We start from the raw sequence: 23,139 nt of genomic DNA on the forward strand, positions 1-23,139 counted from the left end.
TTTTGTATGGGCCGTGTCTGCTGCGGCGCAGTTTGCACACACCCAGTCTGCGCAGGCCCGTTCTGCATGGCTTCGCCTGCCGACTCTCGGGAATTCAGCTTTTAGTCTGATTGCAGAACGGCTGCGCATTGTCTGGGTAAATCCGATAGGGTGTAGTCGCGCCGAGGCTTAGGCGCTGGGGCGTTGGGGTCAACCGGTTTTGGTGGGGGAGGGTTCAAAATGTCATTGACCCAGCGCTGCGCGGCCTCGCAGCCGTCGCCACGTGGCGGGCGATCCTGATCGACGCAGCCGCGTGCGCCCCTTGGGCAGGCCAGCCGGACATGGAAATGATAGTGATGTCCCCACCAGGGGCGAATTTTGCGCAGCCAGCGCCGATCCCCCTTGGCATCCTTGCACATCTGCACCTTGGCACCGGGGAAGACGAAAATACGCGCCACCCGCTTGTCCTGGGCGGCGGCCTTGATGATCTCGTGGTGGGCGCGGGTCCAGTCGGAATTCACATAGGCCCCGTTGTTGCGACGCATGGAAATGGAAGAGAGCTTTTCGCGCTGCGAGCGGCTATAATTCAGCCGGTCCGCCGGGCGCATCCAGATATCAATATCCAGCCCAACCTGATGGCTGCGATGCCCTGAGGTCATCGGACCGCCGCGGGGCTGGCTGATATCGCCGATATACAGGCCGTTCCAGCCCGGCTGACGGGCGGCAATACGGCTCAGCTTTTCTATGAAATCAATGGTTTCAGGATGGCCCCAGTTGCGGTTTCTGCTCAGCCGCATGGCCTGCCAGGTGGGGCCGGTTTCCGGCAGTTGCACGGCACCAGCAACGCAGCCCTTGGCATAGGACCCATGCGGCGCCGCTGCCTGGCGAGAGCCGGTATCCTTGGCCCCAAACAGCTGCTTGGCCGGGGTGGCGGCGCTGGCCGGTACTGCCAGCGCAAACACAACACAAATACTCGCTATCAGTTTTTTCAAAACTGGTCTCCTCTTGCCTCGACCCGGTGCAATAGGATCAATCCAAGGATGAACAGAAAGACCACCGGGGTAATACCCAATCGTGCGCTACCTGTCAGGGTTGTGGCAACCCCAATCAGGAGCGGTGCCAAAAAGGCGGTGGCCCGACCGGATAGACCGTATAGTCCAAAGCTCTCTGTTGCCTTGGCGGGATTGGTATGGCGCACCATCAGGCTGCGGCTGGCGGCCTGCAAGATTCCGCCGAAACCGCCGATCAACATGCCGCAGCCAAAGAAAATCGCATCCGGCAGGCTAGAGCCAGGGGCAAGAGGCACGCCAAACAGTGTCTCACGCGACATGTTGACCACGATGATGCAGACTAGGGTCAGCACCAGAATCGACCCCACGATGACCGGCTTGGGGCCAAGCCGCTTGTCAGCAAAGCCGCCGACCCAGCTGAAGAGGGCCGCCGCAACAGCCGAGATGACGCCGAAAACTCCGATCAGCGTGATTTCCCAGCCCAGCACCAAGGCGGCATAGACACCACCAAAACTATACAGTCCGTTCAGCGCGTCCCGGTACAGCATCGAAGACCCCAGATACCGCATCAGGCTGGGCCGCTGGCGCAGCGCCTTGACCGAGGTGACCACCAGCCCGATGGCCTGGCGCAGGGTGCCGCGCTCGCCCGTGCGGGCATCATCCTTGACCCAGAGAAAATAGGGCACCATGAAGACGATGAACCACAACGCAGTGAAGGGCCCCACTGCGCGGGTGCCCTCGCGGCTTTCGGCGTTCAGTCCCAGAATGGGATCCAGCCCGATCAGGGTCTTGCCTGTTCCCTGTTCCACAAACAGCAGCAGCATGATGAACAGCGCAAGCACGCCGCCCAGATAGCCAAAGGCAAAACCGGACCCAGAGATCGCCCCGACGTCGTCTTTATCGCCAAGGCTGGGCAGTTGCGAATTGGCAAAGATCAGGGCGAATTCCGCGCCGATAAAGCCAAGGCCAAAGCAGATCAGCATTGTCCAAAGATTGGCACCGCCCGGATCCATGAACCAGATCGCCCCGGCACCGACAACATACATCAGCGAAAACCCCAGGAGCCAGGGTCGCTTGTGCCCGGAAATATCGGCCATTGCGCCAATGAAAGGCGCGCCAAAACCGATGAGCAATCCGGTAATGGTCAGCCCGCGCGACCACATGGTCTGGGCCTGGGCGCTGGCGGCTTCGGGGTCCAGGCCTTCCCCCATGTAGTAATTTGCGGCGACAGCGGCAAAGAAAGGGCCAAAGACAAAGGTCACCAGCAGCGTGTGATAGGGCTGGCTGGCCCAGTCAAAGAACCACCAGCCCCAAATGCGCTTGCGCGCCGAAATATTGCTCATCCTGTCCCCACCTGTTTTTCTGTGGCGATAAGACAGGGGTGGGGGCCGCTAGGCAAGCCCATCTTGCATCGGCGGTCGGGGGCGTTGCGCGTCCGCCGCGCGCCAGGCATCACTCCAGTCGGGCGTCGCTGTTTCTTGGCATGTGCCCCTGGTGCCACCGTTTAACCAATGGTCAACCGCAACCTCGTGGAAGCCTTGCACATGGGGGCCGGGCTGCTTACCTAGGGGCCTGATATTTGAAAGAGGTAAATGATGCTCTCGCTGTTCCAAATTTTGCTGCTGGTCCTGGACATTGTCTGGTTCTTTATCATTGCCCATGTGATCATGAGCTGGCTGATCAATTTCCAGGTGCTGAACCTGCAACAGCAGCTGGTTGGGCAGATCTGGTACATGCTGCAACGCATTCTTGAACCGCTTTATGCCCCGGTGCGCCGCATTCTGCCCAATATGAGCGGCATTGATCTGGCGCCGCTGGTGGTGCTGATCGCGGTCTATGCGCTGCGCATCATCATTCAGAATAATATGATGGCCTTCTACTAGGCGCGATCATACCGCCGCCGAATGCAATTTCAGCGGGCGAAGCCGATTAAATGTGTAGGGGTGAAGCGTAAAGCTTTGCCCCTTTCGCTTGCCGCCCGAATCGACCTGTGGGATTGTAGCGCCTAAATCAGAGCAGCCGCCCCCAACGAGGTCCCACTTCATGACAGCCGCGCCAGCGACCCCCGAGACAGAGGCCTCTGTCACTCCGCTATTGCGCGATATCTTTGGCTTTGATGCCTTTCGCCCCGGTCAGGAAGAGATCGTCGATGCGGTGACGCGCGGCGAGAACGTGCTGGCGATCATGCCCACCGGTGGCGGTAAATCGCTGTGCTTCCAGCTGCCCGCGCTGCAACGGGCGGGCATCACCGTGGTGATCTCGCCGCTGATTGCCCTGATGCGTGACCAAGTGCGCGCCCTGCAGGCGGTTGGCGTCAATGCAGGGGCGCTGACCTCTGGCAATACCGAGGAAGAGACCGAAGCCGTCTGGCAGGCCATCGAGGCGGGCGAGCTGAAGCTGTTGTATATGGCGCCCGAACGTCTGGCCTCGGGGGCGACCCTCAGCATGTTGCATCGCATCAATGTCAGCCTCATCGCGGTGGATGAGGCCCATTGCGTCAGCCAATGGGGCCATGATTTCCGCCCCGATTATCTGCGCATCGGCGAGCTGCGTCAGGCGCTGGACGTGCCCCTGGCTGCCTTTACCGCCACCGCCGATTCTGAGACCCGCGAAGAGATCGTGCGCAAGCTGTTTGACGGCCATGTCCCGCGCAGCTTTCTGCGTGGCTTTGACCGGCCCAATATTCATCTGGCCTTTGCCGCCAAGGATGGCCCACGGCGTCAGATCATGGAGTTTGCAGGGGCCCGCAAAGGGCAGTCTGGCATTGTCTACTGCGGCACCCGTGCCAAGACCGAAGACCTGGCCCGCGCCCTGCGCGATGCCGGTCACGCCGCCTGCCACTATCATGGCGGTATGGAGGCCGGGGAGCGCCGCGATGTGGAAACACGGTTTGCCCGCGAAGATGGTCTGATCGTGGTGGCCACCGTGGCCTTTGGCATGGGCATTGATAAGCCGGACATCCGCTGGGTCGCCCATGCGGATCTGCCCAAAAGCATTGAATCCTATTATCAGGAAATTGGCCGGGCTGGTCGTGATGGGGCGCCTGCTGAAACGCTGACGCTGTTTGGATCGGATGACATCCGCCTGCGGCGCAGCCAGATCGACGAAGGTCTCGCACCGGCTGAGCGTCGCGCCGCAGATCATGGGCGGCTCAATGCACTGCTGGGGCTGGCCGAGGCCCTGACCTGCCGCCGCCAAAGCTTGCTGAAGTATTTTGAAGAAGCGTCAGAGCCCTGCGGCAATTGCGATCTTTGCGATAGCCCGGTAGATGTGTTCGACGGCACGACGGCGGTGCGCAAGGCGCTGTCGGCTATTTTGCGCACCAATGAAACCTATGGCGCGGGCCATCTGATCGACATTCTGTTTGGCAATGAAACTGACCGGGTGCGCGAAAAAGGCCATGATGATCTATCGGTCTTTGGCTGCGGCAAAGAATACAGCAAACGACAGTGGCAGGCGGTGTTCCGGCAAATGATGGGCCATGACCTGGTGCGCCCCGACCCCGAACGCCACGGCGCCCTGCGCATGACCGAAGCCGCCCTGCCGGTGCTGAAAGGCGACGCGCAGATCTCGCTGCGCCGCGATACCATCAAATCGGCGGAACGCCGCCCTGCAGTCAAGATGCTGGTCTCGGAAGAGGATGCGCCGCTTCTGTCGGCCCTGAAGGCCAAGCGTCGCGCCCTGGCCGAGGCGCAGAAAGTGCCCGCCTATGTGGTGTTCAACGACAAGACCCTGATCGAAATGGCCGAAGCCCGCCCGGAAACCCTGGATCAGATGGCCCGGATTGGTGGGGTGGGGGCCAAGAAGCTTGAGCGCTACGGGGCGGAGTTTCTGCAAGTCATCACCGGCGCGGTGGAGCAGCTGCACCCCGCAAGGCGCAAGCTGGCCATGCGGGCGGGGGCAGGCAGTACATATGACGCGCTGATGGCGGCGCAGGCGCAACTGACCCGTGGCACCTGTGGCACCCTGAAACCGCTGAGCTGCCCGGCGCAGTTGCTGGCCAAGGTGGCGCAGATGCGCGCGACGGATGAACGCGGCATCGCAATCCTGCTTGGCGACCGCCGGGCAGAGAGATTCTTGCCCGCCTTTCTGGACGTTCTGCGCCAGACTGACTAAGTCTGATCACGGAAACAAAGCGGCAACAAAAGGAGCGCGCGATGCTGGTAGTGGTATCCCCGGCCAAAAAGCTGGATTGGACAGAGCGGGAACAGGAGATGACCTTTCCTGCTTTTCAGAATGATGCCATCGCTCTGAATGCCGTGGCGCGTGGTCTGTCTGTGCCAGAGCTGATGAAGCTGATGCATATTAGCGAGGATCTGGCCAAGCTGAACTATGACCGGTTCCGCGACTTTGCCGCAGATCCGCAGGCCAAAGACCTGCGCCCTGCCGCGCTGGCCTTTGCCGGCGATACCTATCAGGGGCTGGAAGCGGCTTCGCTGGAGCCCGAAGAAATGGCCTGGGCACAGGATCACTTCCGTATTCTGTCCGGGCTTTATGGCCTGCTGCGGCCGCTGGACGGGTTGCAGCCCTACCGGCTGGAGATGGGATCGCGGCTGAAAACCCCGCGCGGCAAGAACCTGTATGAATACTGGGGCAGCCAGATCGCCGAGGCGCTGAACGCCCAGGCCGAGCAGATCGGCGCGCAGGTTCTGGTCAACTGCGCCAGCCAGGAATATTTTGGTGCCGTCGATCTGAAGGCGCTGAAATTGCAGGTGGTGACGCCGGTCTTCATGGAGCTGAAAAACGGCACGCCAAAGATTGTCAGCTTCTACGCCAAACGTGCCCGCGGGGCGATGGCGCGCTACGTGATTCAGCACCGGCTCTGCGAGGCCGAGGCCCTGCAGGGATTTGATGCCGGTGGCTATTGCTATCAGCCAGAGCTGTCCGAGCCGCAAAAACCGGTTTTCCTGCGCAAGCCAGAGGCCTGATCCTAGGCGGCGGTGGTTACTTTGACGGGTTGGAAATCGGTCGTGGCGTGTTGCAGAATACGGTCCAGAATGACCGCCTTGCGCAGGGGTTTGGTCAGATAGTGATCCAGCCCAGCGGCAAGGATGCCTTCGGAATCTCCGTTCATGGCATGCGCCGTCAAGGCCACGATGGGCACGTGACGACCGGTCAGCATCTCTAGCTGACGGATGTGCTTGGTGGCCTCTTTGCCGTCCATCTGCGGCATGGAAATATCCATGAAGATCAGATCAGGTTCAAAGCTTTGATACTGTTCAAGCGCCTCTAGGCCATTGTTGGCAAACTGTAGTTCGATGTTGAGATCTTTGACCATCTTGCGAAAGACCAACTGGTTGGTCTTGTTGTCTTCGGCGGCCAGAATGCGCATCTGCCGCGCCTGCATCTCTTGCGGGGGCAGGGTAAGCTGTTTGGCTGCTGCATTATCTGCGGCATAGGCCTGTTCCAGGGTCAGTGGTTCTGGTTCGGCCTCTGCGGTCCCGTCTTCCAGTGTGATCAACTCTGGTACGGCGTTGCCGTTGGCGTCTGGGGCCTGGGGCCTGGTGATGGCATCGGCAGCGGTTTGTCTATCCAGCAGGGAATTGCCCAGGGTCGCAAGCTTGGCAAACAGCGCGTCGCGCGGCGTCGGCCTTGGCAGCAGATCCAGAGAGAGCTCCTCTATGTCGCTAGTGGGGTATTCGTGCAGATTGGAGCAGAGCATCACAATGGGCACATCCTGCCACCCCTGCTCGCGCAGCTGCCGGGGAAGCGCCAGCCCCCCATCGCCGGAGAGGGTGTGATCGCCAATGACGATGTCGATGCCATCGTGCATCTTTGCCCCTGCCTCTGAAACGTTCCTTGCTGCGGTGACTTCAATCCCCAGCAACATCAATTGTCGCTGCAGAATTTCAGTATTGAGCGCCGAATCGTCCACCAGCAGAATATGTTGCAGACTTTTGGGCAGATTGGGGGCGGGGCTATGGGTTAGCCCGACGGTGGGCAGCGGAATGCGGAAACCAAAGCAGGATCCTTTGCCCTCGTCGCTTTCGACCCAGATTTCGCCCTCCATCAATTCGATCAACCGCCGCGAGATGGCCAGCCCCAGACCGGTGCCTTCGAACTTGCGATTGCTCTCATCCTCGACCTGGTTGAACTCACCAAAGACGTGATCGATCTTGTCCTCCGGGATGCCGATGCCGGTGTCTTCAATCATGCAATGCACCGAGCAGACGCCTTCTTCCGGGTCGGAAACCCCGGTGACGCGCAGGGTGACATGGCCTGATTTGGTGAATTTCACCGCATTGCCTGCCAGATTGGTCAATACCTGACGGATCCGCCCCGGATCGCCAATGAACTGGGTGGGCAGAAACAGGTCGTAATCCACCAGCATCGACAGACCCTTGTCGCGCGCAGTGGGCTGCAACAGCATGACGATTTCGTGGATGCAGCGCTCCAGATCAAAGGCTTCCGTGTGCAGGACAAGCTTGTCGGCCTCGATTTTGGAATAGTCCAGCACGTCGTTGATGATCACCAAGAGCGCCTCACCCGAGTTCTGGATGGTCTTGGCGTAGAGCTGTTGTTCTTCGTTCAGGGCGGTGTCGTTCAGCAGTTCTGCCATGCCGACAACGCCGTTCATCGGGGTGCGGATTTCATGTGACATATTGGCGAGGAAGGCTGATTTGGCGCGGTTGGCCGCCTCGGCCCGTTCGCGGGCGTTGCGCAGCTCTTCCTCGTAATGCACCGAAGAGGTGATATCGAGTGCCAGGCTCACCACGTCGCCGCCATGGCCGCGTTGGTCAATAAGGCGCAGATAGCGGTCGTCCCACAGCTGGATGATAATGGGGTCGGGCGAGATCGACAGCCAGCGGTCGCCCATCATGGCGCGCCAGGCGTCTGGCTTCAGCTTGCCGGTATTGACCAGGCCTTCATCAGTCAGAATTTGCAGGATCCGCATGTACGAAACCCCTGGAGAGACCTCTTCCAGCCCATCAAAGATGTTGAGATAGGCAGTATTGGCACCAATCAGCTGGCTGTCTGCGTTGAAAAAGGCAAAGCCATCCTGAAAAGCCTGGATCGAATGCCAGAGCCTGCGTTCTGCAGTTTCGATCTTTTCATTGGCCATGCTGAGGTCGGATTTGACCTTGGCATTTTCATCCCGCACCGTTGCCACTTCGGCTTGGCTGACGCCGATCTGCTTGGTCAGTGCCAGTGCATGACGGCCCAGTTTGCGATTCGCAGCCGAGAGTTCAGCCTGCTTGAGCTCAAGCAGTCGTTCCGCGGCCAGTCTGGCGCGGCGCTCTTCTGTGATCTTGTCAGCAAGGCTCATCCCTGCGAGCTCCATCAAAATAACAACAGTTAGAATCCCCATAGGGGGCAACGGTTCAGCAATAATCAAATGTCTGGTAACTAGTCTTACGCGTGAACATCTTGCTATGACGTTAAGCCCGTGTCAGCCTTGTAGCGATTTGGGAGAGCGTCATGTCAGTTCAATTTTTTACACGATCCACGTTTTTTATTGTTTGGGCGCATCGGGTTGCTGCCAAAGTCGCCGCTGCTTTGGCAGGGCAGGTCAAAGGGTCCAGCTGCGCGCTGGTCGTGCTGGCGTTTGCGGCGACGGTCGCTGGCCTGCCCCAGCGTGCCACGGCAGACCCAGCTATTCCGCCGCTGCGCTATCAGGCCTTTATGGATACGGATTATTACGGATCGGACCTTCAGGCGCTGTTTGATACTGACCTTGCCGCCTGCGAACGGGCCTGCTCTGCCCAGGACAGCTGCGCTGGATTTTCCTATAATACGCGGGCCAATGCCTGTTTCCCAAAGCAGAATATGCAGACGGCCACGCCCTTTGTCGGGGCGGTTTCTGCGCTGAAGCGTGCCCAATCCCCACAGATGCTGGCCCAGGGCGAGAGCCGCGCCAAGGATCTGGCCTTCCTGCGCGAATCGGATTTGCAGCTGGCCTATCGCCAGGCGAAAGAGATCGGCCTGCGTCATGCCGCCGAAGGCGCCACCCTTGAGGACATGGTGATTGCCGGGCAGATCCAGGCCCGCAATGGCAATGACAAGGGCGCGTTGCGCTGGCTGGCGCAGGCGGTCGCGCTCAGTGATGAGGCTGGGCTATGGGCAGAATATTCCGCCGTATTGCTGCGCTACAGCGGGGACAAAAGCCGGGGCCAACAGGAACTGCGCAATCAGGCGCTGGCCTCCGGGTTGAACGCTTTTTTGCGCGCGCCTTCAAATGCGGTTCAGGCCAATGGGCTGGTTGCCGCCGCGCTGGCGCTGGAAAAACTGGGCCGGGGGCGGGACATGCTGCCGGTGCTGCGCCTGGCACAGGCCCGCGCTCCGCGCCAGGATATCGCCGGGCTGCTGGACCGCTCAATTGCAAAATACGGCTTTCACGTCACCGACAGCCGGGTGCATAGCGACAGCGCCAATCCGCGGCTCTGTGTTGAATTCTCGGAACCCCTGCTGCTTAGTGGGGTTTCCTATGAGGATTATGTCAAACTGCCAAGGCCCGGTGTCGTGGCCACTGCCCAGGGGCAGGAGCTTTGCCTCGAAGGTCTGGAGCATGGGACGCGCTACAGCCTGACCCTGCGCCGGGGGCTGCCTGCGGCGAATGGCGAGGCGCTGCTCAAAGATGTAGACCTGACCCATTATATTGGTGACCGCAGCCCGGCGGTGCGTTTCCCCGGGCGCGCCTATGTGCTGGCCAAGACAGATCAGGCGGCGCTGCCGATTGAAACGGTCAATCTGGATGAGGTCGATCTGCGCCTGCGCTGGATGAGTGACCGCAACCTGCTGCGCAGCATTCAGGATGGCTATTTTGGCCGCCCGCTGTCGCAGTGGCAGGAAGAACATTTTGCCAGCGATATCGCCGAAGAGATCTGGCGCGGCACCGCAGTTCTGCAGAATGAACTGAACCAGGATATGACCACCCGGCTGCCCCTGGCCGAAGCAATAAGCGGGCAACCAGTTGGCATCTACGCGCTTTCGGCCAGTATCAAGGGCGCCGACCCCTATGACAACCCCGGCGCCACCCAGTGGTTTGTTCTGACGGATCTGGGGCTTAGCTCTCTGTCTGGCAGCGATGGGCTGCATGTGCAGGTGCAGGGGCTGTCGGATGCCAAGCCGCGCGCCGGGGTTGAGGTCACGCTGATTTCCAACGCTAATGCAGTGCTGGGTAAAACCACCAGTGACGCAACAGGATATGCGCATTTTGCGCCTGGTCTGGCGCGCGGGCGTGGTGGGGCTGCCCCGGCCATGGTTCTGGCCCGTGTACCTGGCTCTGATGACACAGAGGCGGGCGAGGATTTTGCCTTTCTGTCGCTGAAAGATGCGGCCTTTGATCTGTCCGATCGCGGCGTCGAGGGCCGCCCGGCCCCTGGCCCGGTGGATGTCTTTCTGGCCACGGATCGCGGCGCGTATCGCGCCGGAGAGGTGATCCATGTCACTGCGCTGACCCGTGACAGCACCGCCCATGCAATCGAAGGCCTGCCGCTCAGCGCTATTTTGACCCGCCCCGATGGGGTGGAATACAGCCGCCATCTGTCGAGCGGCGGCAAGATGGGCGGTCATGTCTTTGCCCTGCCCGTGGGGCCAAGCGCGCCACGGGGCACCTGGCGGCTGGATATCAAAAGCGACCTAAAGGCCCCGGCCCTGGCCACGCGCCAGATCCTGGTCGAAGATTTCATGCCGGAACGCATCGATTTTGAACAAAGCGTCGCCAATGCCGATCTTCTGCGCCAGGGCGAGGCCGCGCAGATCGACATCAAGGCGCGGTATCTGTTTGGCGCCCCCGGCGCTGACCTGGCCATCGACGGCGATCTGCGTCTGCGTCCGGTTGACCGTCTGGAAGGCTGGCCCGGCTATCGCTTTGGCCGTCATGACGCGCCGCGCGACAGCCAACGCAACTATTTTGGCGATGAAAGCACCGATGCGGCAGGCGCGGCCCGGATCACCGTGGCCCTGCCCGAGATCGAGGCCGCAGGCCGCCCGCTTGAGGCCTCGCTGACCACCCGGCTGACTGATGGATCGGGCCGCCCGGTGGAACGCAGTCTGGATCTGCCGGTCAGCCCCGAGGGGCCGATCCTCGGCATCAGGCCGCTGTTCGAAGATGTGGTCGCCGAGGGCACCGAAGCCGGCTTTGAACTGGTGGCGCTGTCGCCCAGCCGCCAGCCGATGCCGATGCGGGTGAAATGGAGCCTGAACCGGATCGAGACCCGCTATCACTGGTATCAGCTCTATGGCAATTGGAACTGGGAACCCAGCACCCGCCGCAAGAGCATCGCCACAGGCGAAGCCACGCTGGGCGAGACCCCCTTTGTGCTGTCGACCCCAACCGATTGGGGCCAGTATGAATTGGTGGTGGAGCGGCTGGATGGGGACTATGTCGCCGCTTCGCTGGATTTCTATGCCGGCTGGTACGCCCCGGCCGATGCTTCGGCAACGCCGGACCGACTGGAGGTGTCGCTGGATCGCGATAGCTATAGCCCCGGCGATACTGCCCGGCTGCGGCTGCTGCCGCAAAGCAGCGGCACGGCGCTGATATCGGTACTGTCGAACCGGGTTATCGAACGCCAGGCCGTAGAGGTCGAGGCCGGTGAAGTGGTGATCCCGCTGAACGTGACGCAGGACTGGGGGAGTGGTGCCTATGTGACCGCGACGATGCTGCAACCGCTGAGCGGGCGGGCCAGCCGGACCCCGACACGGGCGCTGGGGCTGGTGCATGCCAAGGTGACCCAACCGGGACAAGAGCTGCGGGTCAGCGTCGAGGCTCCGGAACTGGCGCGCCCCCGCAGCACGGAAACGGCGCGCATTGCCGTGACCGGGGCCGCACCCGGGGCGCAGGTCTGGCTGACGGTGGCGGCGGTGGATCTGGGTATTCTGAACCTCACCGGATTCAAATCGCCAGACCCAAGCGGGTACTATCACGGCCAGCGCCGCCTCGGGATGGAGCTGCGCGACCTTTACGGACGGTTGATTGATCCGGGCAACGGGGCCTTTGGGCAGTTGCGATCCGGTGGTGATGCGAACCGTGGCCTGCAGATGCAGTCGCCGCCGCCCACCCAGGATCTGGTGGCCTTCTTTTCCGGCGCAGTTCAGGTGGATGAAAGTGGATCGGTGGATTTTCCGATGGATCTGCCAGCCTTTAACGGTACCGTGCGGCTGATGGCTGTGGCCTGGTCCAAAACGGCGGTTGGCCAGGCCGAAGCCGATATGCTGGTGCGCGACCCGGTGGTTGTGACCGCGACCCTGCCGCGCTTTCTTGCGCCGGGAGATCAAAGCCGGGTGCGGATCGAAATGGTGCATGCCGACGGCCCGGCGGGTGAAATGCAGCTAAGCGTACAGAGCCTTGGCAGCGGCCTGTCCCTTGGAACGCTGCCCGCTTCGGTAGTGTTGGAAGAACAGGGCAAGGCGGTGCTGGAATTGCCGGTCACCGCCACGGCTGTTGGTGATCCGGAACTGGTGTTGTCGCTGGTGACGCCTGCGGGCAAACAGCTGAGCCAGGTTCTGCGCCTGCCGGTGCGGGCCAATGATCCGGTTGTGGCGACCACCCGCCGTTTCAGCCTGCAAAAGGGCGGGACGTTCCAGCTGACGCCGGATGTCTTTGCCGGGCTGAACCCGGGCACCACCAGCGCCGTGCTCTCGGCGGGGCCGCTGGCCCGGTTTGACGTGCCCGGTCTGCTGCAAAGTCTGGATCAATACCCCTACGGCTGCACCGAGCAGGTGACCTCCAAGGCGCTGCCGCTGCTCTATCTGTCTTCGGTGGCGCAGTCGCTGGGCCTGGGGCAAGGGCCGCAGGTGGATGCGCGCATTCAGGCGGCAATTCAGCGGGTGCTGACCCGCCAGGCCGGCAATGGCGCCTTTGGCCTCTGGCGGGCCGAAAGTGGTGATTTCTGGCTTGATGCATATGCGTCTGACTTCCTGTCGCGGGCGCGGGCACAGGGGCATACCGTGCCCGAAAAGGCCTTTGTGCGGGCCATGGACAACCTGCGCAACCGGATCAACTATGCCTCTGATTTTGACGGAGGCGGCGAAGATGTGGCCTATGCGCTGCTGGTTCTGGCCCGTGAAGGGGCCGCTGCGATGGGCGATCTGCGCTATTATGCCGACGTAAAGGCAAATGATTTTGCCACGCCTCTCGCGGCGGCGCAGTTGGGGGCGGCGCTGGCGGCTTACGGCGATCAGCGCCGGGCGGACCGGATGTTTGCCCGTGCGGGCGCGTTGCTGGAACAGGCCGGGGCGGAACGCCCGGTTTGGCGCGCCGATTATGGCACCCAGCGCCGCGATGCGGCTGGCGTGCTGGCATTGGTGGTCGAGGCCAGGTCCGACGCCCTGCCGCTGGAACGGCTGACCCAGCTGGTGACGGCAACAACCGACCGCAGATCAACGCAGGAATCTGCCTGGACCCTGCTGGCGGCGCATGCGCTGATCAAATCGCCAGAGGAGTCAGGCATTCTGGTCAATGGCCAACCAAGCAAAGGCCCCTTTGTGCGGGTGAGCGGCGATCAGCTGGGGCTGGATCTGGCAATTTCCAGCGCCAGTGGCGCGGCGGCGGATCTGACCCTGACCACGCTTGGCGTGCCAGAGGTGGCGCCCGAAGCGGGGGGCTATGGCTATACTATCCAGCGCAGTCACTACAGCCTGAACGGGCAGAAGCTGGCCGGTACGGAGTTTGCGGTTGGCGATCGCTTTATCACCGTGCTGCAGGTCACGCCGCATGAAACGACTGGCGCGCGGCTGATGGTGAATGATCCGCTGCCCGCCGGGGTGGAAATCGACAATCCCAACCTGCTGCGCTCGGGCGATCTGCGCGATCTGGAGTGGTTGCAACTGTCCGTGGCCGAGCACGCGGAATTCCGCAGTGATCGCTTTCTGGCGGCGGTGGATCTGTCCGGCAGCAAGCCGGTGACGCTGGCCTATATCAGCCGGGCGGTGACGCCGGGGCGGTTCCACCATCCGGCGGCGCAGGTCGAAGACATGTACCGCCCGGCCTATCGCGCCCATACCGCTGCCGGATCGGTTGAGATCCGGTGACCCAGGGCGCATCTGCCGGGTCGCAGGCCGGGGGGGCTTCGCGGCTGTGGTACCGGGGCTTTGCCCTGGCGCTGCTGCTGGCCCTGGCATCGGCCGGGCTGCGGGGGCTGGACCGCTGGGTGGCGGATACGGCGCTGCCGGTCACCCTGGCGGAAACCTCGACAGAGGTGCTGGACCGCAAGGGGGATCTGCTGCGGGTCTATCCCGTGGGGAATGGCATCTGGCGGATGGCACCGCAGCTGGAACAGGTCGATCCGCGCTTTATTGCGATGCTCACCACCTATGAGGACCGGCGGTTCCAGTCCCACGCGGGGGTGGATCCGCTGGCCCTGCTGCGGGCGCTGGGGCAGGCGCTGTGGCACGGGCGCACCGTGTCGGGCGGATCTACCTTGACGATGCAGCTGGCGCGGCTGCTGGAGGATGGCACCACGGGGGCCTGGGCGGGCAAGATCCGCCAGATGCGCCTGGCACTGGCACTGGAGCGGCACCTGTCCAAGGATCAGATCCTGGCGCTTTACCTCACCCATGCGCCCTATGGCGGCAATCTCGAAGGTATCCGCGCTGCCAGCTATGCCTGGTTTGGTCGCGCGCCCAATCGACTGACACCCTCGCAGGCGGCGCTGCTGATTGCCCTGCCACAATCGCCAGAACGTCGCCGCCCGGATCGTGCGCCGGTGGCGGCGCAGGCGGCGCGTGATCGGGTGCTGGATCGGTTGGCGCAGGCGGGATTGCTGACAGGAGCCGAGGTTGCCATGGCAAGCCAGGCCCCGCTGCCCTCTGTCATGCAGCCCTTTCCGCGTCTGGCGCCACATCTGTCGGACCGGCTGCTGGCGGCGCGACCGGGGGCGGCACGGCTAACGCTGACCCTGGAAGGGGAAGTCCAGGCCAAGATGGAACAGTTGGTGGCAGAGGCTGCGACCCGTGCGGGCGCGCGGATCTCGGCGGCGCTGCTGGCGGTGGATCACCAGACCGGAGAGATCATCGCCTCGGTGGGCTCCCCCGCCTATGCCGACAGCGCGCGGCAGGGCTTTGTCGATATGACCCAGGCGCTGCGCTCGCCGGGATCCACCCTGAAGCCGCTTGTCTATGGCATGGCGTTTGAGGCCGGTCTGGTGCATCCCGAAAGCCTGATCCATGATGGCCCGATTGATTTTGACGGCTATGCGCCGCAGAATTTTGATGGGGCCTTTCGCGGCGATATCCGTGTGCGTCAGGCGTTGCAACTGTCGTTGAATATCCCGGTGGTTCGCCTGACCCGAGAGATCGGCCCGGCGAAGCTACTGGCCCGATTGCGGCGGGGGGGTGCGCAGCCACAATTGCCCGCCAGTGACAAGCCCGGATTGGCCATCAGCCTGGGCGGCATCGGCACCTCACTGCAGGATCTGGTGCAGGTCTATGCGGGGATTGCGGCGGGGGGGCAGGGGGTTGCCCTGCGCAGTGATCAGACCGTTGCCCGCCACCCGTTGCCCCGGCTGCTGTCCGAGGAGGCAGCCTGGCATTTGGGCGATATCCTGCGCGGGCTGGCACCGCCAGCGGGGGCGCGGGCTGGGGTGCTTGCCTATAAAACCGGCACCTCCTATGGCCACCGGGATGCCTGGGCCATTGGCTGGGATGGGCGGCATGTGATCGGGGTCTGGCTGGGGCGGGCGGATGGCACCCCGGTACCGGGGGCCTTTGGCGGCGATCTGGCCGCCCCATTGCTGTTCGAGGCCTTTGGCCGTCTTAAACCCGAGATGACGCCCTTTGCCCCGCCGCCTGCGGCGACGCTGATGGTCGGGGCGGCGGAGCTGCCGCTGCCGCTGCGCCGGTTTCGCCCCCGCGATGCGGTTTTTGATGCGGCAGCGGATGCGCCGCAACTGCTGTTCCCGCCGGATGGTGCCCATCTGGCGCTGGAGGGCGGCCCGTTGGTGGTGAAACTGCGCGGCGGCCTGGCCCCCTTTGCCCTGCTGGCGGATGGTCGGGTCCTGACCAAGGGTCAGCGGCGGCGCGAATTCGAAGTGCCCAATCCCGGACAGGGGTTTTCCAGCCTGGTGGTGGTCGATAGCGCGGGCCAAAGCGCCCGTGCCGGGGTGGAGATCGACGCGCCTGGCCTCTGAGGTGATCGCTGTGCGGTTGTTTGTGGTGCCTCTTTGCCTGCCAGTTTGCCCGTACACCTGTGCGCCTGCCTGTGCACCTGTGCGCCTGCCGTTTGGCCCGCCGCCCCTACTAGCGACGGCCTTCGCGCAGCCAGCCAGCCAGTATGAAGGCAGCCGCCAGCAGCAGCCCCAGCCAAGCCGGCAAAAGCGCTGTTTGCGAGACAGATAGGGTTTCATGCGCGGCGCGGGGGGTCAGGCCTATCCAGTTGCGCCCGGCGGCGGGGCGGCCCGGCTTTACGTCGCGCAGCCTTGGCAGCCCCTCTTCCAGGCGCAGGCTGCCGCCGCGTAGCGGGGCCAGCACCGGGGCCAGGACTGTATCGGTGGCGATGTTCTGCTGGAATTCGCGCGGCGTCGCAGGGCCAAGGCCGACAACCGCGCTGGCCTCGCCTTCGCGCAAGCGGTAGAGGCCCGGCATGCTGCCGGTATGGGTTGCCTCCCACAGGCCGGGGGCGCGTTGCTGCATGGTCAGGGTGGTCTCTTGCCCATCGGGGGCGGTGATCACCAGCGGCCCGGCTGCGCCCTGCATGCGGCGGCGGAAAATCTGCATGCTCTGGCCGGTGCTTTCCGCCCAGAGCATCTCTTCCTCCAGTTCTGGTTCCTTCATCATCCAATGGGCAAGGCGGCGCAGCAGTTCCAGCTGTGGCCCGCCACCTTGATAGCCGCGACTCCAGAGCCAGGCATGGTCCGAGGCCAGGAGCGCCACCCGTCCGGCCCCAACCCGGTCAAGCACCAGCAGCGGCCGGGGGCCGAGGCCCTGCATCAGCACATGTCCCTGCGGCGAAGACAGTTCGATCTGGCGCAGCCAGCTGCCCCAGCTGGGGCCGTCATCGGGGCCGGTATTGGTGGATGTGGCGATGGTTCGATGAGCCTGTTCCAGGCCGGCGGTGACGGGGTGGCGATGGCCAAGATCGGTGATCCGGGGGCGGTAGGGCTGTTCCAGCACCCGCGCGGTGGGGGCGGCAGGCAGCACCCGCGACAGGGGCGAGCGATAGATCGAATCGGCGCTGGCAAAATCCGGCCCCGCCGCCACCAGAACAGCGCCGCCCTGTTCCACATAGTTGGCCACGTTATCAAGATAGAGCGCCGGCAGAATGCCGCGCCGTTTGTAGCGATCAAAGATGATCAGATCAAAATCCTCGATCTTTTCCAGAAACAATTCGCGGGTGGGAAAGGCGATCAGTGACAGCTCATCCACCGGCACCCCGTCCTGCTTTTCTGGCGGGCGCAGGATGGTGAAATGCACCAGATCAACCGAACTGTCGGATTTCAGCAGATTGCGCCAGGTGCGCCCGCCCGCATGGGGCTCTCCCGAGACCAGCAGGACCCGCAGCCGGTCACGCACGCCATTGATCTGCACCAGGGCGGCATTGTTGCGGTCAGTCAGTTCGCCCTCTGCCTGCGGCGTGGCAAAGCGGATCACGTTGCGCCCGCCATGTGGCAGGGTCAGGGGCAGGTCGAAATCCACCCCCAGCGGCAGGACAAAGCTCTGCACCGGGCCACCGTTTATGGAAATTTCCACCGGGGCCTGGCCTTGATCTGGCGGCGCGGCGCCTTGATCCTCGATCCGCAGGGTCAGGGTGACAGGTTCGCCGATAATGGCAAAGGCGGGTGCCTGGCGCAGCACCAGGCGGCGATCCCAGTCGCCCTGCCGTCCGGTCAGCAGCAGATGCATCGGCGCGGGCAGATCAACCGGCTGATCGGCATCATGCACCAGCCCGTCTGACAGCGCGATAATGCCAGCCACACGGCCCTGTGGCTCATCCGCGAGCGCCCGTGACAGCGCCTGCATCAGCGCGGTGCCACTGTCCGCTGCGCCATCGGGGAGGTCGATCCAGCGGGTTTCGGTATTGGGTCGCGCAGCCAGTTGCTGCTCCAGCCCGGCGCGGGCGGTTGCCAGCTGGGCCTGCCGGTCTGACAGATGCTGGCTGGCGGTATTGTCCACCGCCACCAGCACGATATCCTTCAGGTCTGCGCGGTTTTCTTGCTGCGCCACTGGCCCCATCAGCGCCGCCAGCAGGCACAGCGCTGCTAGCCCACGCAGCCCCCAGCCGGGCAACCGGCGCCATAGCGCCAGCGCAATGCAGGCCACAGCCAGCGCCATCAGCGCCCAGAGCACCGGCCAGGGCAGCAGTGGATCAAAGAGCAAAACCTGTGTCATCGCATCTGCCCCTATTGTCCCAGCCGTTCCAGCAGGGCTGGCACATGCACCTGGTCTGATTTGTAATTCCCGGTGAGCACATGCATCACCAGATTGACCCCAAAGCGAAAGGCCAGTTCGCGCTGGCGTTCGCCGGAATAGCCACGCCCGACTGGCAACAAGGGCCTGCCGTCGCGATCCACCGCCCAGGCCGCAGCCCAGTCATTGCCGCCAATTACCACCGGCGTCACCCCATCGTTGAGGTCGCGAAAGGGGATGCCTTCGACCTGCACTGCATCGGCAGGTGCCGCCTCAACCCAAAGCGGGCCGCGCGGATGGCGGCCGGGAAAATCCTGCAACAGGTAAAAGGCCCGGGTCAGCACATGATCGGATGGCAGTGGCTCCAGCGGCGGGATATCCAGCGGCAGGGCCAGTTGCTGCAACCGGCGTGCGGCGGCGCTGACCGCCCCATTGGTTGGGCGGCCGCTGGCCAGCGCGGCATCGCGGGTGTCGAACAGGATCATGCCGCCAGAGCGCAGATAGGCATTGAGCCGCGCATAGGCCGCTGCCGAGGGCAGCGCTTGTTCCGGGATCACCGGCCAGTACAGCAGCGGATAGAGCGCAAGATCGTCGCGTTCCAGATCAATGCTGACCGGCAGTGCAGGTTCCACTGAGGTGCGAAAATACAGGGTGTCCGACAGGCCACGCAGCCCGGCCAGGGCGATACGGTCGGTTGTGGCATCGCCCGTGAGAACATGCGCCAGGGTCAGCTCAGCAGCGCGGGTGACATGATCTGCGGGGATGTCCTGACCGGCGTTTGGGTCTGTGTTTCCAATGGTATCCTGACCAGAGCCTGCGGGGGTTTGCACTGGAACTTGGGCCTGAACCTGCGCCTGCGCGGGGGCGGGGATCAGGCCAGCAATCAGCAGACCAGCCCCAATCAATCCAGCTCCGGCGATCATGCCCACCCCGGAAGCGCGTCGCAAAAGGCCGCTGATCTGCAGGGTTGCCAGCACATCCAGGCTCAACAGCAGCAGCGCCAGCCCCAACAAAAGCCCCGCCAGCGGACGTTCCGGGGTGCTGTCATAGCCGGCAAGGCTGATCCCAGCCCCCCAGCGCGCCGGGGGCAGGCTATCGCCCTGGCGCAGGGTGTTGCGGGCCAGACTGCGGCTATCGCTTTGATAGAGACCAGGGCGCAGCCCAGGCCCGGCCTCGGCGGTGATCAGATCAGGGCCGGATACACCGGGCAGGGTGCCTGCCTCGGCCCGACGGCCATAGCCATCCAGCACCGTGACGGGCCGCCAGGTGGTGCCCTCCAGGCTGGTGGCCTCTGGTGGTTTGGCAGCGGAAGAGACCGCCAGTCGTTCCAGCATGCGTACAAAGAGACCCGAAAGCGGCAGGCTGCTCCATTCCGCATTTGCGGTGACATGGAACAGCACCACCTGCCCCTGTCCCAGTGGCTTGCGGGTGACCAAGGGGGTGCCATCCTCCAGCGCGGCGATGACGCGATCAGCCAGGCTCGGGTCGGGTTGGGCCACCACCTGGGATGAAACAGAAACCTCTTCGGGGATGGTCAGGCCAAAGAAGGGAGAACCTGCGGCAAAGGGGGCCAGGGTCTTGGGTTCCCCCCAGCTCATGGCGCCGCCGATGCTGCGCCCGCCAATGCGCAGCCGCACCGGCATGAGGGTTTCTTCATCCTTGCGGGCGGTGTCGCTGCTGGCCAGACGCGGCCCGGCAAAGCGCAGCAGCAAGCCGCCCCCCTCGACCCAGGCGATCAGCGCGTCGTTGATCTGTGGCGAGAGGCGCGCCACATCGGCCAACACGATAACATCAGGGTTGGCGGGCAGGATCTCGCTCAGGCTGCCCTCCAGCAGGTCAGCGGTGGGGGCCAGGGCCTGGCGCAGGTAGTGCAGCTGCGAGAGCAGCGCCAGCCCTTCATCCGCAGCGCCGGCGGCAATCAGGGCCACCTCACGCCGCCGCAGGCGATCATCGCTCAGGCTGACGGCACCGGCAGACCGCTGGCCGGTGATTTCAAAGCGTTCAATGCGGGCGCGCAGTTCGGCGGGCAGGGTCAGCCGGGTGCTTGCCAGCAGCGCGTCGGGTGCAAAGGACAGGCCAACCTGTGCCAGGGTGCGCTGGGTGCCGCCGGGGTCACGGCCACGGGCCTGCACCACTATCTCGGTCGGGGTGTTGATATTGGGGCCCGCATGGCTGCGCAGGGCGGAAATTTCCAGGGCGCCGTCTTGTGCTTCGGGCGGCAGCAACCCCAGCACCGGCAACCCCGAAGAGACCACGGTGACCGCGCCCCGAGCGGCCAGCGCGGTTGTGATGCTTTCCTGCTCCGAATAGGCCAGCCCATCACTGAACCAGAGGCTGTCAAAGTCCATATCGCTGTTGTTCAAATGGTCCAGTGTTGCCTGGATCTGCGCCGGGCCGGGCTGCCAGGGTTGGGGGTGCAGGCCAGCCAGTTGGCTTTGCCAGGTGCTGGCGGCCTGAAACTGAAGCGCCTGCGGTGCGCTTAGCTGCAATAGGGCCACGGGGCGATTGGCGCGCCCGGCATCTTCAAGCCGGGTGGCGATCTGCTTGCGGGTCTGGGCCCAATGCGCGGCCCCCGCCCAGGAGGCATCGACCACGACGACCAAAGGCCCGGACCCTGCCGTCTCGCGGGTTGGGTTCAGCACAGGCCCGGCAAAGCCCAGGATCGCCGCCGCCACGGCCAAGAGCCGCAGCACCAAGAGCCACCAGGGGGTGCGGTCAGACTGGCTGTCGCGGTCCGACAGGCCCAGCAGCAGGATCACTGCCGGAAAGACCCGTTTCTTTGGTGCAGGCGGTACCGCCCGCAGCAGGATCCACAGAATGGGCAGCGCCAGCAGCCCCAGCAGCAACCAGGGCGCGGCAAAGCCAAGGCCGGCAATTGATGTCATGGCTGGCCTCGATCCATCGCATGATAAAGCCACATAAGGGCGGCAAGGGCGGGGTCATTGCTGTGGTGCAGCCCCAGGCGCCAGCCGGTGGTGCGGCACAGCTGATCCAGCGCATCGCGCCGTTCGGCCAGCCGCGCCAGATAGCTATGGCGCAGGGCATCTGCCTTCAGGGTTTCATGGCTGAGCGCCCCGCCGACGCTTTCGAACCGGGTGCGGCCAGCATAGGGAAACTGCTCTTCCGCCGGGTCCAGCACCTGCAGCAAGACCCCGTGAACGCCGCGATCCGCCGCCTTGGACAGGGCGCGTTCCAGCGGCGCAAAGGGGCCGAGAAAATCTGAAATGAACAGGGCGCGGGCCTGCGGAGCCATGGCGCGGTCCTCGGGTGGTGCATAGTCTGCAACCTGCACAGAGGGGGCTTTGGGGCTGTCTTGGGCAGTGCTGAGCGCCTCTGCCAGACGCAGGCTTTGCAGGGTGCCGCGACGCGGCGGCAGGCTGCCACCGGTCAGCCCGACCCGTTCACCGCCCCGCAGCATCAGAATAGACAGGGCCAGGCCAATCAGGCAGGCGCGGTCGATCTTGCGCGGCTGTTCAGGCGAGGAGGCAAAGCGCATAGAGGCCCCCGCATCAACCCAGAGATAGACCGTCTGGGCAATCTGCAATTCGCGTTCACGAACAAATTGCACATCCCCGCGCGCGGATCGACGGTGATCGACCATCCGGCGGCTGTCGCCCTGTTGCAACGGACGATATTGCCAGAAATCATCACCCATGCCGGCCCGCCGCCGCCCGTGGTCACCGCTGAGCACTGACCCGGCCAGTTGCTGCGCCTGCACCAAGAGCGGCGGCAGGGCGCTGGCGGCGCTTTCGGCGGCGCTGCGCAGTCTGGCGGGGGCATTTGCGGCCTCCTGAGGGGCGGCGGTCTGGCTCATGCGGCGATCCCGCTTTTGTTCAGGTCGGCGGCGGTTTCGCTGATCAGATCCGCAAGGCTGTCACCGCGCGCCCGTGCCGCAAAGCTGAGCTGCATGCGATGGCTAAGCACCGGCAGCGCCATGTCGAGCACATCCTCGGCGTTTGGCGCAAGACGGCTGTGCAGCAGGGCGCGGGCGCGCACCGCCAGCATCAGCGCCTGCGCGGCGCGGGGGCCGGGCCCCCAGGCCACGGTTTGCGCCACCTGCTGAGATACATCGGGTTCACTGGGGCGGAAGGCGCGCACCAGATCCAGGATCAGCTCTACCACGGCGTCGCCCACGGGCATGCGCCGCAGCAGTGTTTGGGCCGCAACAAGCTCGGCGGCGCTAAAGACCGCATGGGCGCTGTCTTCGCTGTTGCCCGTGGTGGCCAGCAGGATGTCGCGTTCGGTATCGCGGGTTGGGTAGGGCACGTCGATCTGCAGCATAAAGCGGTCCAGCTGCGCTTCGGGCAGCGGGTAGGTGCCTTCCTGTTCGATCGGATTCTGGGTGGCCAGCACGTGAAACGGCTGGCCCAGCGGCCGGTCAGCACCGGCAACGGTGACCTGGCGTTCCTGCATCGCCTGCAGCAGCGCTGATTGGGTGCGCGGGCTGGCCCGGTTTATTTCGTCCGCCATCAGCAGCTGGCAAAACACCGGACCCGGCAGAAAGCGAAAGGCCCGGGTGCCATCTGCGGCGGTGTCCAGCACCTCCGAGCCGAGAATATCGGCGGGCATCAGATCGGGGGTGAACTGCACCCGTTTGCCATCCAACCCCATCACGGTCGATAGGGTTTCCACCAGCCGGGTCTTGCCCAGGCCGGGCAGCCCGACCAGCAGCCCATGGCCGCCGCACAGCAGGGTGGCCAGCGTCAGGTCCACAACCCGTTCCTGGCCGATGAAGCGGCGGGTGATCGAGTCGCGCGCCAGTTGTAGCTTTTGCTCCAGCGCTTCGATGCCGGCCAGCAGGTCATCAGGTTCGGGCATGACATTCCTTTCTCAGCGGATATACAATCGTATTGTATCGCGGTTG

12 protein-coding genes are annotated in these 23,139 nt (G+C 63.8%); 5 read left to right on the forward strand and 7 right to left on the reverse strand.

From position 1 onward, the window contains the following. Nucleotides 1-101: 101 nt before the first annotated feature. Nucleotides 102-962 carry a penicillin-insensitive murein endopeptidase gene (gene mepA / locus P2081_RS16215; RefSeq protein WP_278923970.1) on the reverse strand — a complete coding sequence of 287 codons (861 nt, stop codon included), beginning with the start codon at nucleotides 960-962 and terminating at the stop codon, nucleotides 102-104. Nucleotides 963-967: 5 nt separating this feature from the next. Then, a complete protein-coding gene (locus tag P2081_RS16220; protein ID WP_278923907.1) occupies nucleotides 968-2,332 on the reverse strand; it encodes an MFS transporter in 1,365 nt (454 codons plus the stop codon). A gap of 252 nt (nucleotides 2,333-2,584) precedes the next feature. Here P2081_RS16220 and P2081_RS16225 point away from each other — a divergent pair, with 252 nt between their 5' ends. From P2081_RS16225 to yaaA, 3 genes are all read left to right on the forward strand, one after another. Next, complete coding sequence (locus tag P2081_RS16225; RefSeq protein ID WP_278923971.1) at nucleotides 2,585-2,872, forward strand: YggT family protein; 288 nt, start codon at nucleotides 2,585-2,587, stop codon at nucleotides 2,870-2,872. 160 nt (nucleotides 2,873-3,032) lie between these two features. Next, nucleotides 3,033-5,105 carry a DNA helicase RecQ gene (recQ, locus tag P2081_RS16230; RefSeq protein WP_278923908.1) on the forward strand — a complete coding sequence of 691 codons (2,073 nt, stop codon included), beginning with the start codon at nucleotides 3,033-3,035 and terminating at the stop codon, nucleotides 5,103-5,105. Nucleotides 5,106-5,146: 41 nt separating this feature from the next. Further along, entirely contained in the window at nucleotides 5,147-5,917 is a 771-nt protein-coding gene (gene yaaA / locus P2081_RS16235; protein WP_278923909.1) for a peroxide stress protein YaaA, read from the forward strand. 2 nt (nucleotides 5,918-5,919) lie between these two features. Here yaaA and P2081_RS16240 read toward each other — a convergent pair whose 3' ends face one another. Continuing rightward, nucleotides 5,920-8,256: a response regulator gene (locus P2081_RS16240; protein ID WP_278923910.1), complete on the reverse strand. Its 2,337-nt coding sequence runs from the start codon at nucleotides 8,254-8,256 to the stop codon at nucleotides 5,920-5,922. A gap of 152 nt (nucleotides 8,257-8,408) precedes the next feature. On the opposite strand from P2081_RS16240, the gene P2081_RS16245 reads away from it, so the two are divergent. Both P2081_RS16245 and pbpC read left to right on the forward strand, forming a co-directional pair. Then, nucleotides 8,409-13,964: an alpha-2-macroglobulin family protein gene (locus P2081_RS16245; RefSeq protein WP_490363286.1), complete on the forward strand. Its 5,556-nt coding sequence runs from the start codon at nucleotides 8,409-8,411 to the stop codon at nucleotides 13,962-13,964. A gap of 44 nt (nucleotides 13,965-14,008) precedes the next feature. Then, nucleotides 14,009-16,060: a penicillin-binding protein 1C gene (gene pbpC / locus P2081_RS16250; protein ID WP_438826544.1), complete on the forward strand. Its 2,052-nt coding sequence runs from the start codon at nucleotides 14,009-14,011 to the stop codon at nucleotides 16,058-16,060. Nucleotides 16,061-16,169: 109 nt separating this feature from the next. On the opposite strand, the gene P2081_RS16255 is transcribed toward pbpC, so the two are convergent. Genes P2081_RS16255 through P2081_RS16270 form a run of 4 tightly spaced genes read right to left on the reverse strand, consistent with a single transcriptional unit; the run spans nucleotide 16,170 to nucleotide 23,093 of the window. Then, on the reverse strand, nucleotides 16,170-18,257 hold the full coding sequence (locus P2081_RS16255; RefSeq protein ID WP_278923911.1) for a hypothetical protein: 2,088 nt from the start codon (nucleotides 18,255-18,257) through the stop codon (nucleotides 16,170-16,172). 11 nt (nucleotides 18,258-18,268) lie between these two features. Beyond that, complete coding sequence (locus P2081_RS16260; RefSeq protein ID WP_278923912.1) at nucleotides 18,269-21,160, reverse strand: DUF4159 domain-containing protein; 2,892 nt, start codon at nucleotides 21,158-21,160, stop codon at nucleotides 18,269-18,271. After that, complete coding sequence (locus P2081_RS16265) at nucleotides 21,157-22,089, reverse strand: DUF58 domain-containing protein (RefSeq protein WP_278923913.1); 933 nt, start codon at nucleotides 22,087-22,089, stop codon at nucleotides 21,157-21,159. The genes P2081_RS16260 and P2081_RS16265 overlap by 4 nt, the downstream gene beginning before the upstream one ends. Continuing rightward, complete coding sequence (locus P2081_RS16270) at nucleotides 22,086-23,093, reverse strand: AAA family ATPase (RefSeq protein ID WP_278923914.1); 1,008 nt, start codon at nucleotides 23,091-23,093, stop codon at nucleotides 22,086-22,088. The genes P2081_RS16265 and P2081_RS16270 overlap by 4 nt, the downstream gene beginning before the upstream one ends. Nucleotides 23,094-23,139 lie beyond the last annotated feature (46 nt).

Source organism: Pseudophaeobacter profundi, assembly GCF_029697505.1.
Classification (GTDB): domain Bacteria; phylum Pseudomonadota; class Alphaproteobacteria; order Rhodobacterales; family Rhodobacteraceae; genus Pseudophaeobacter; species Pseudophaeobacter profundi.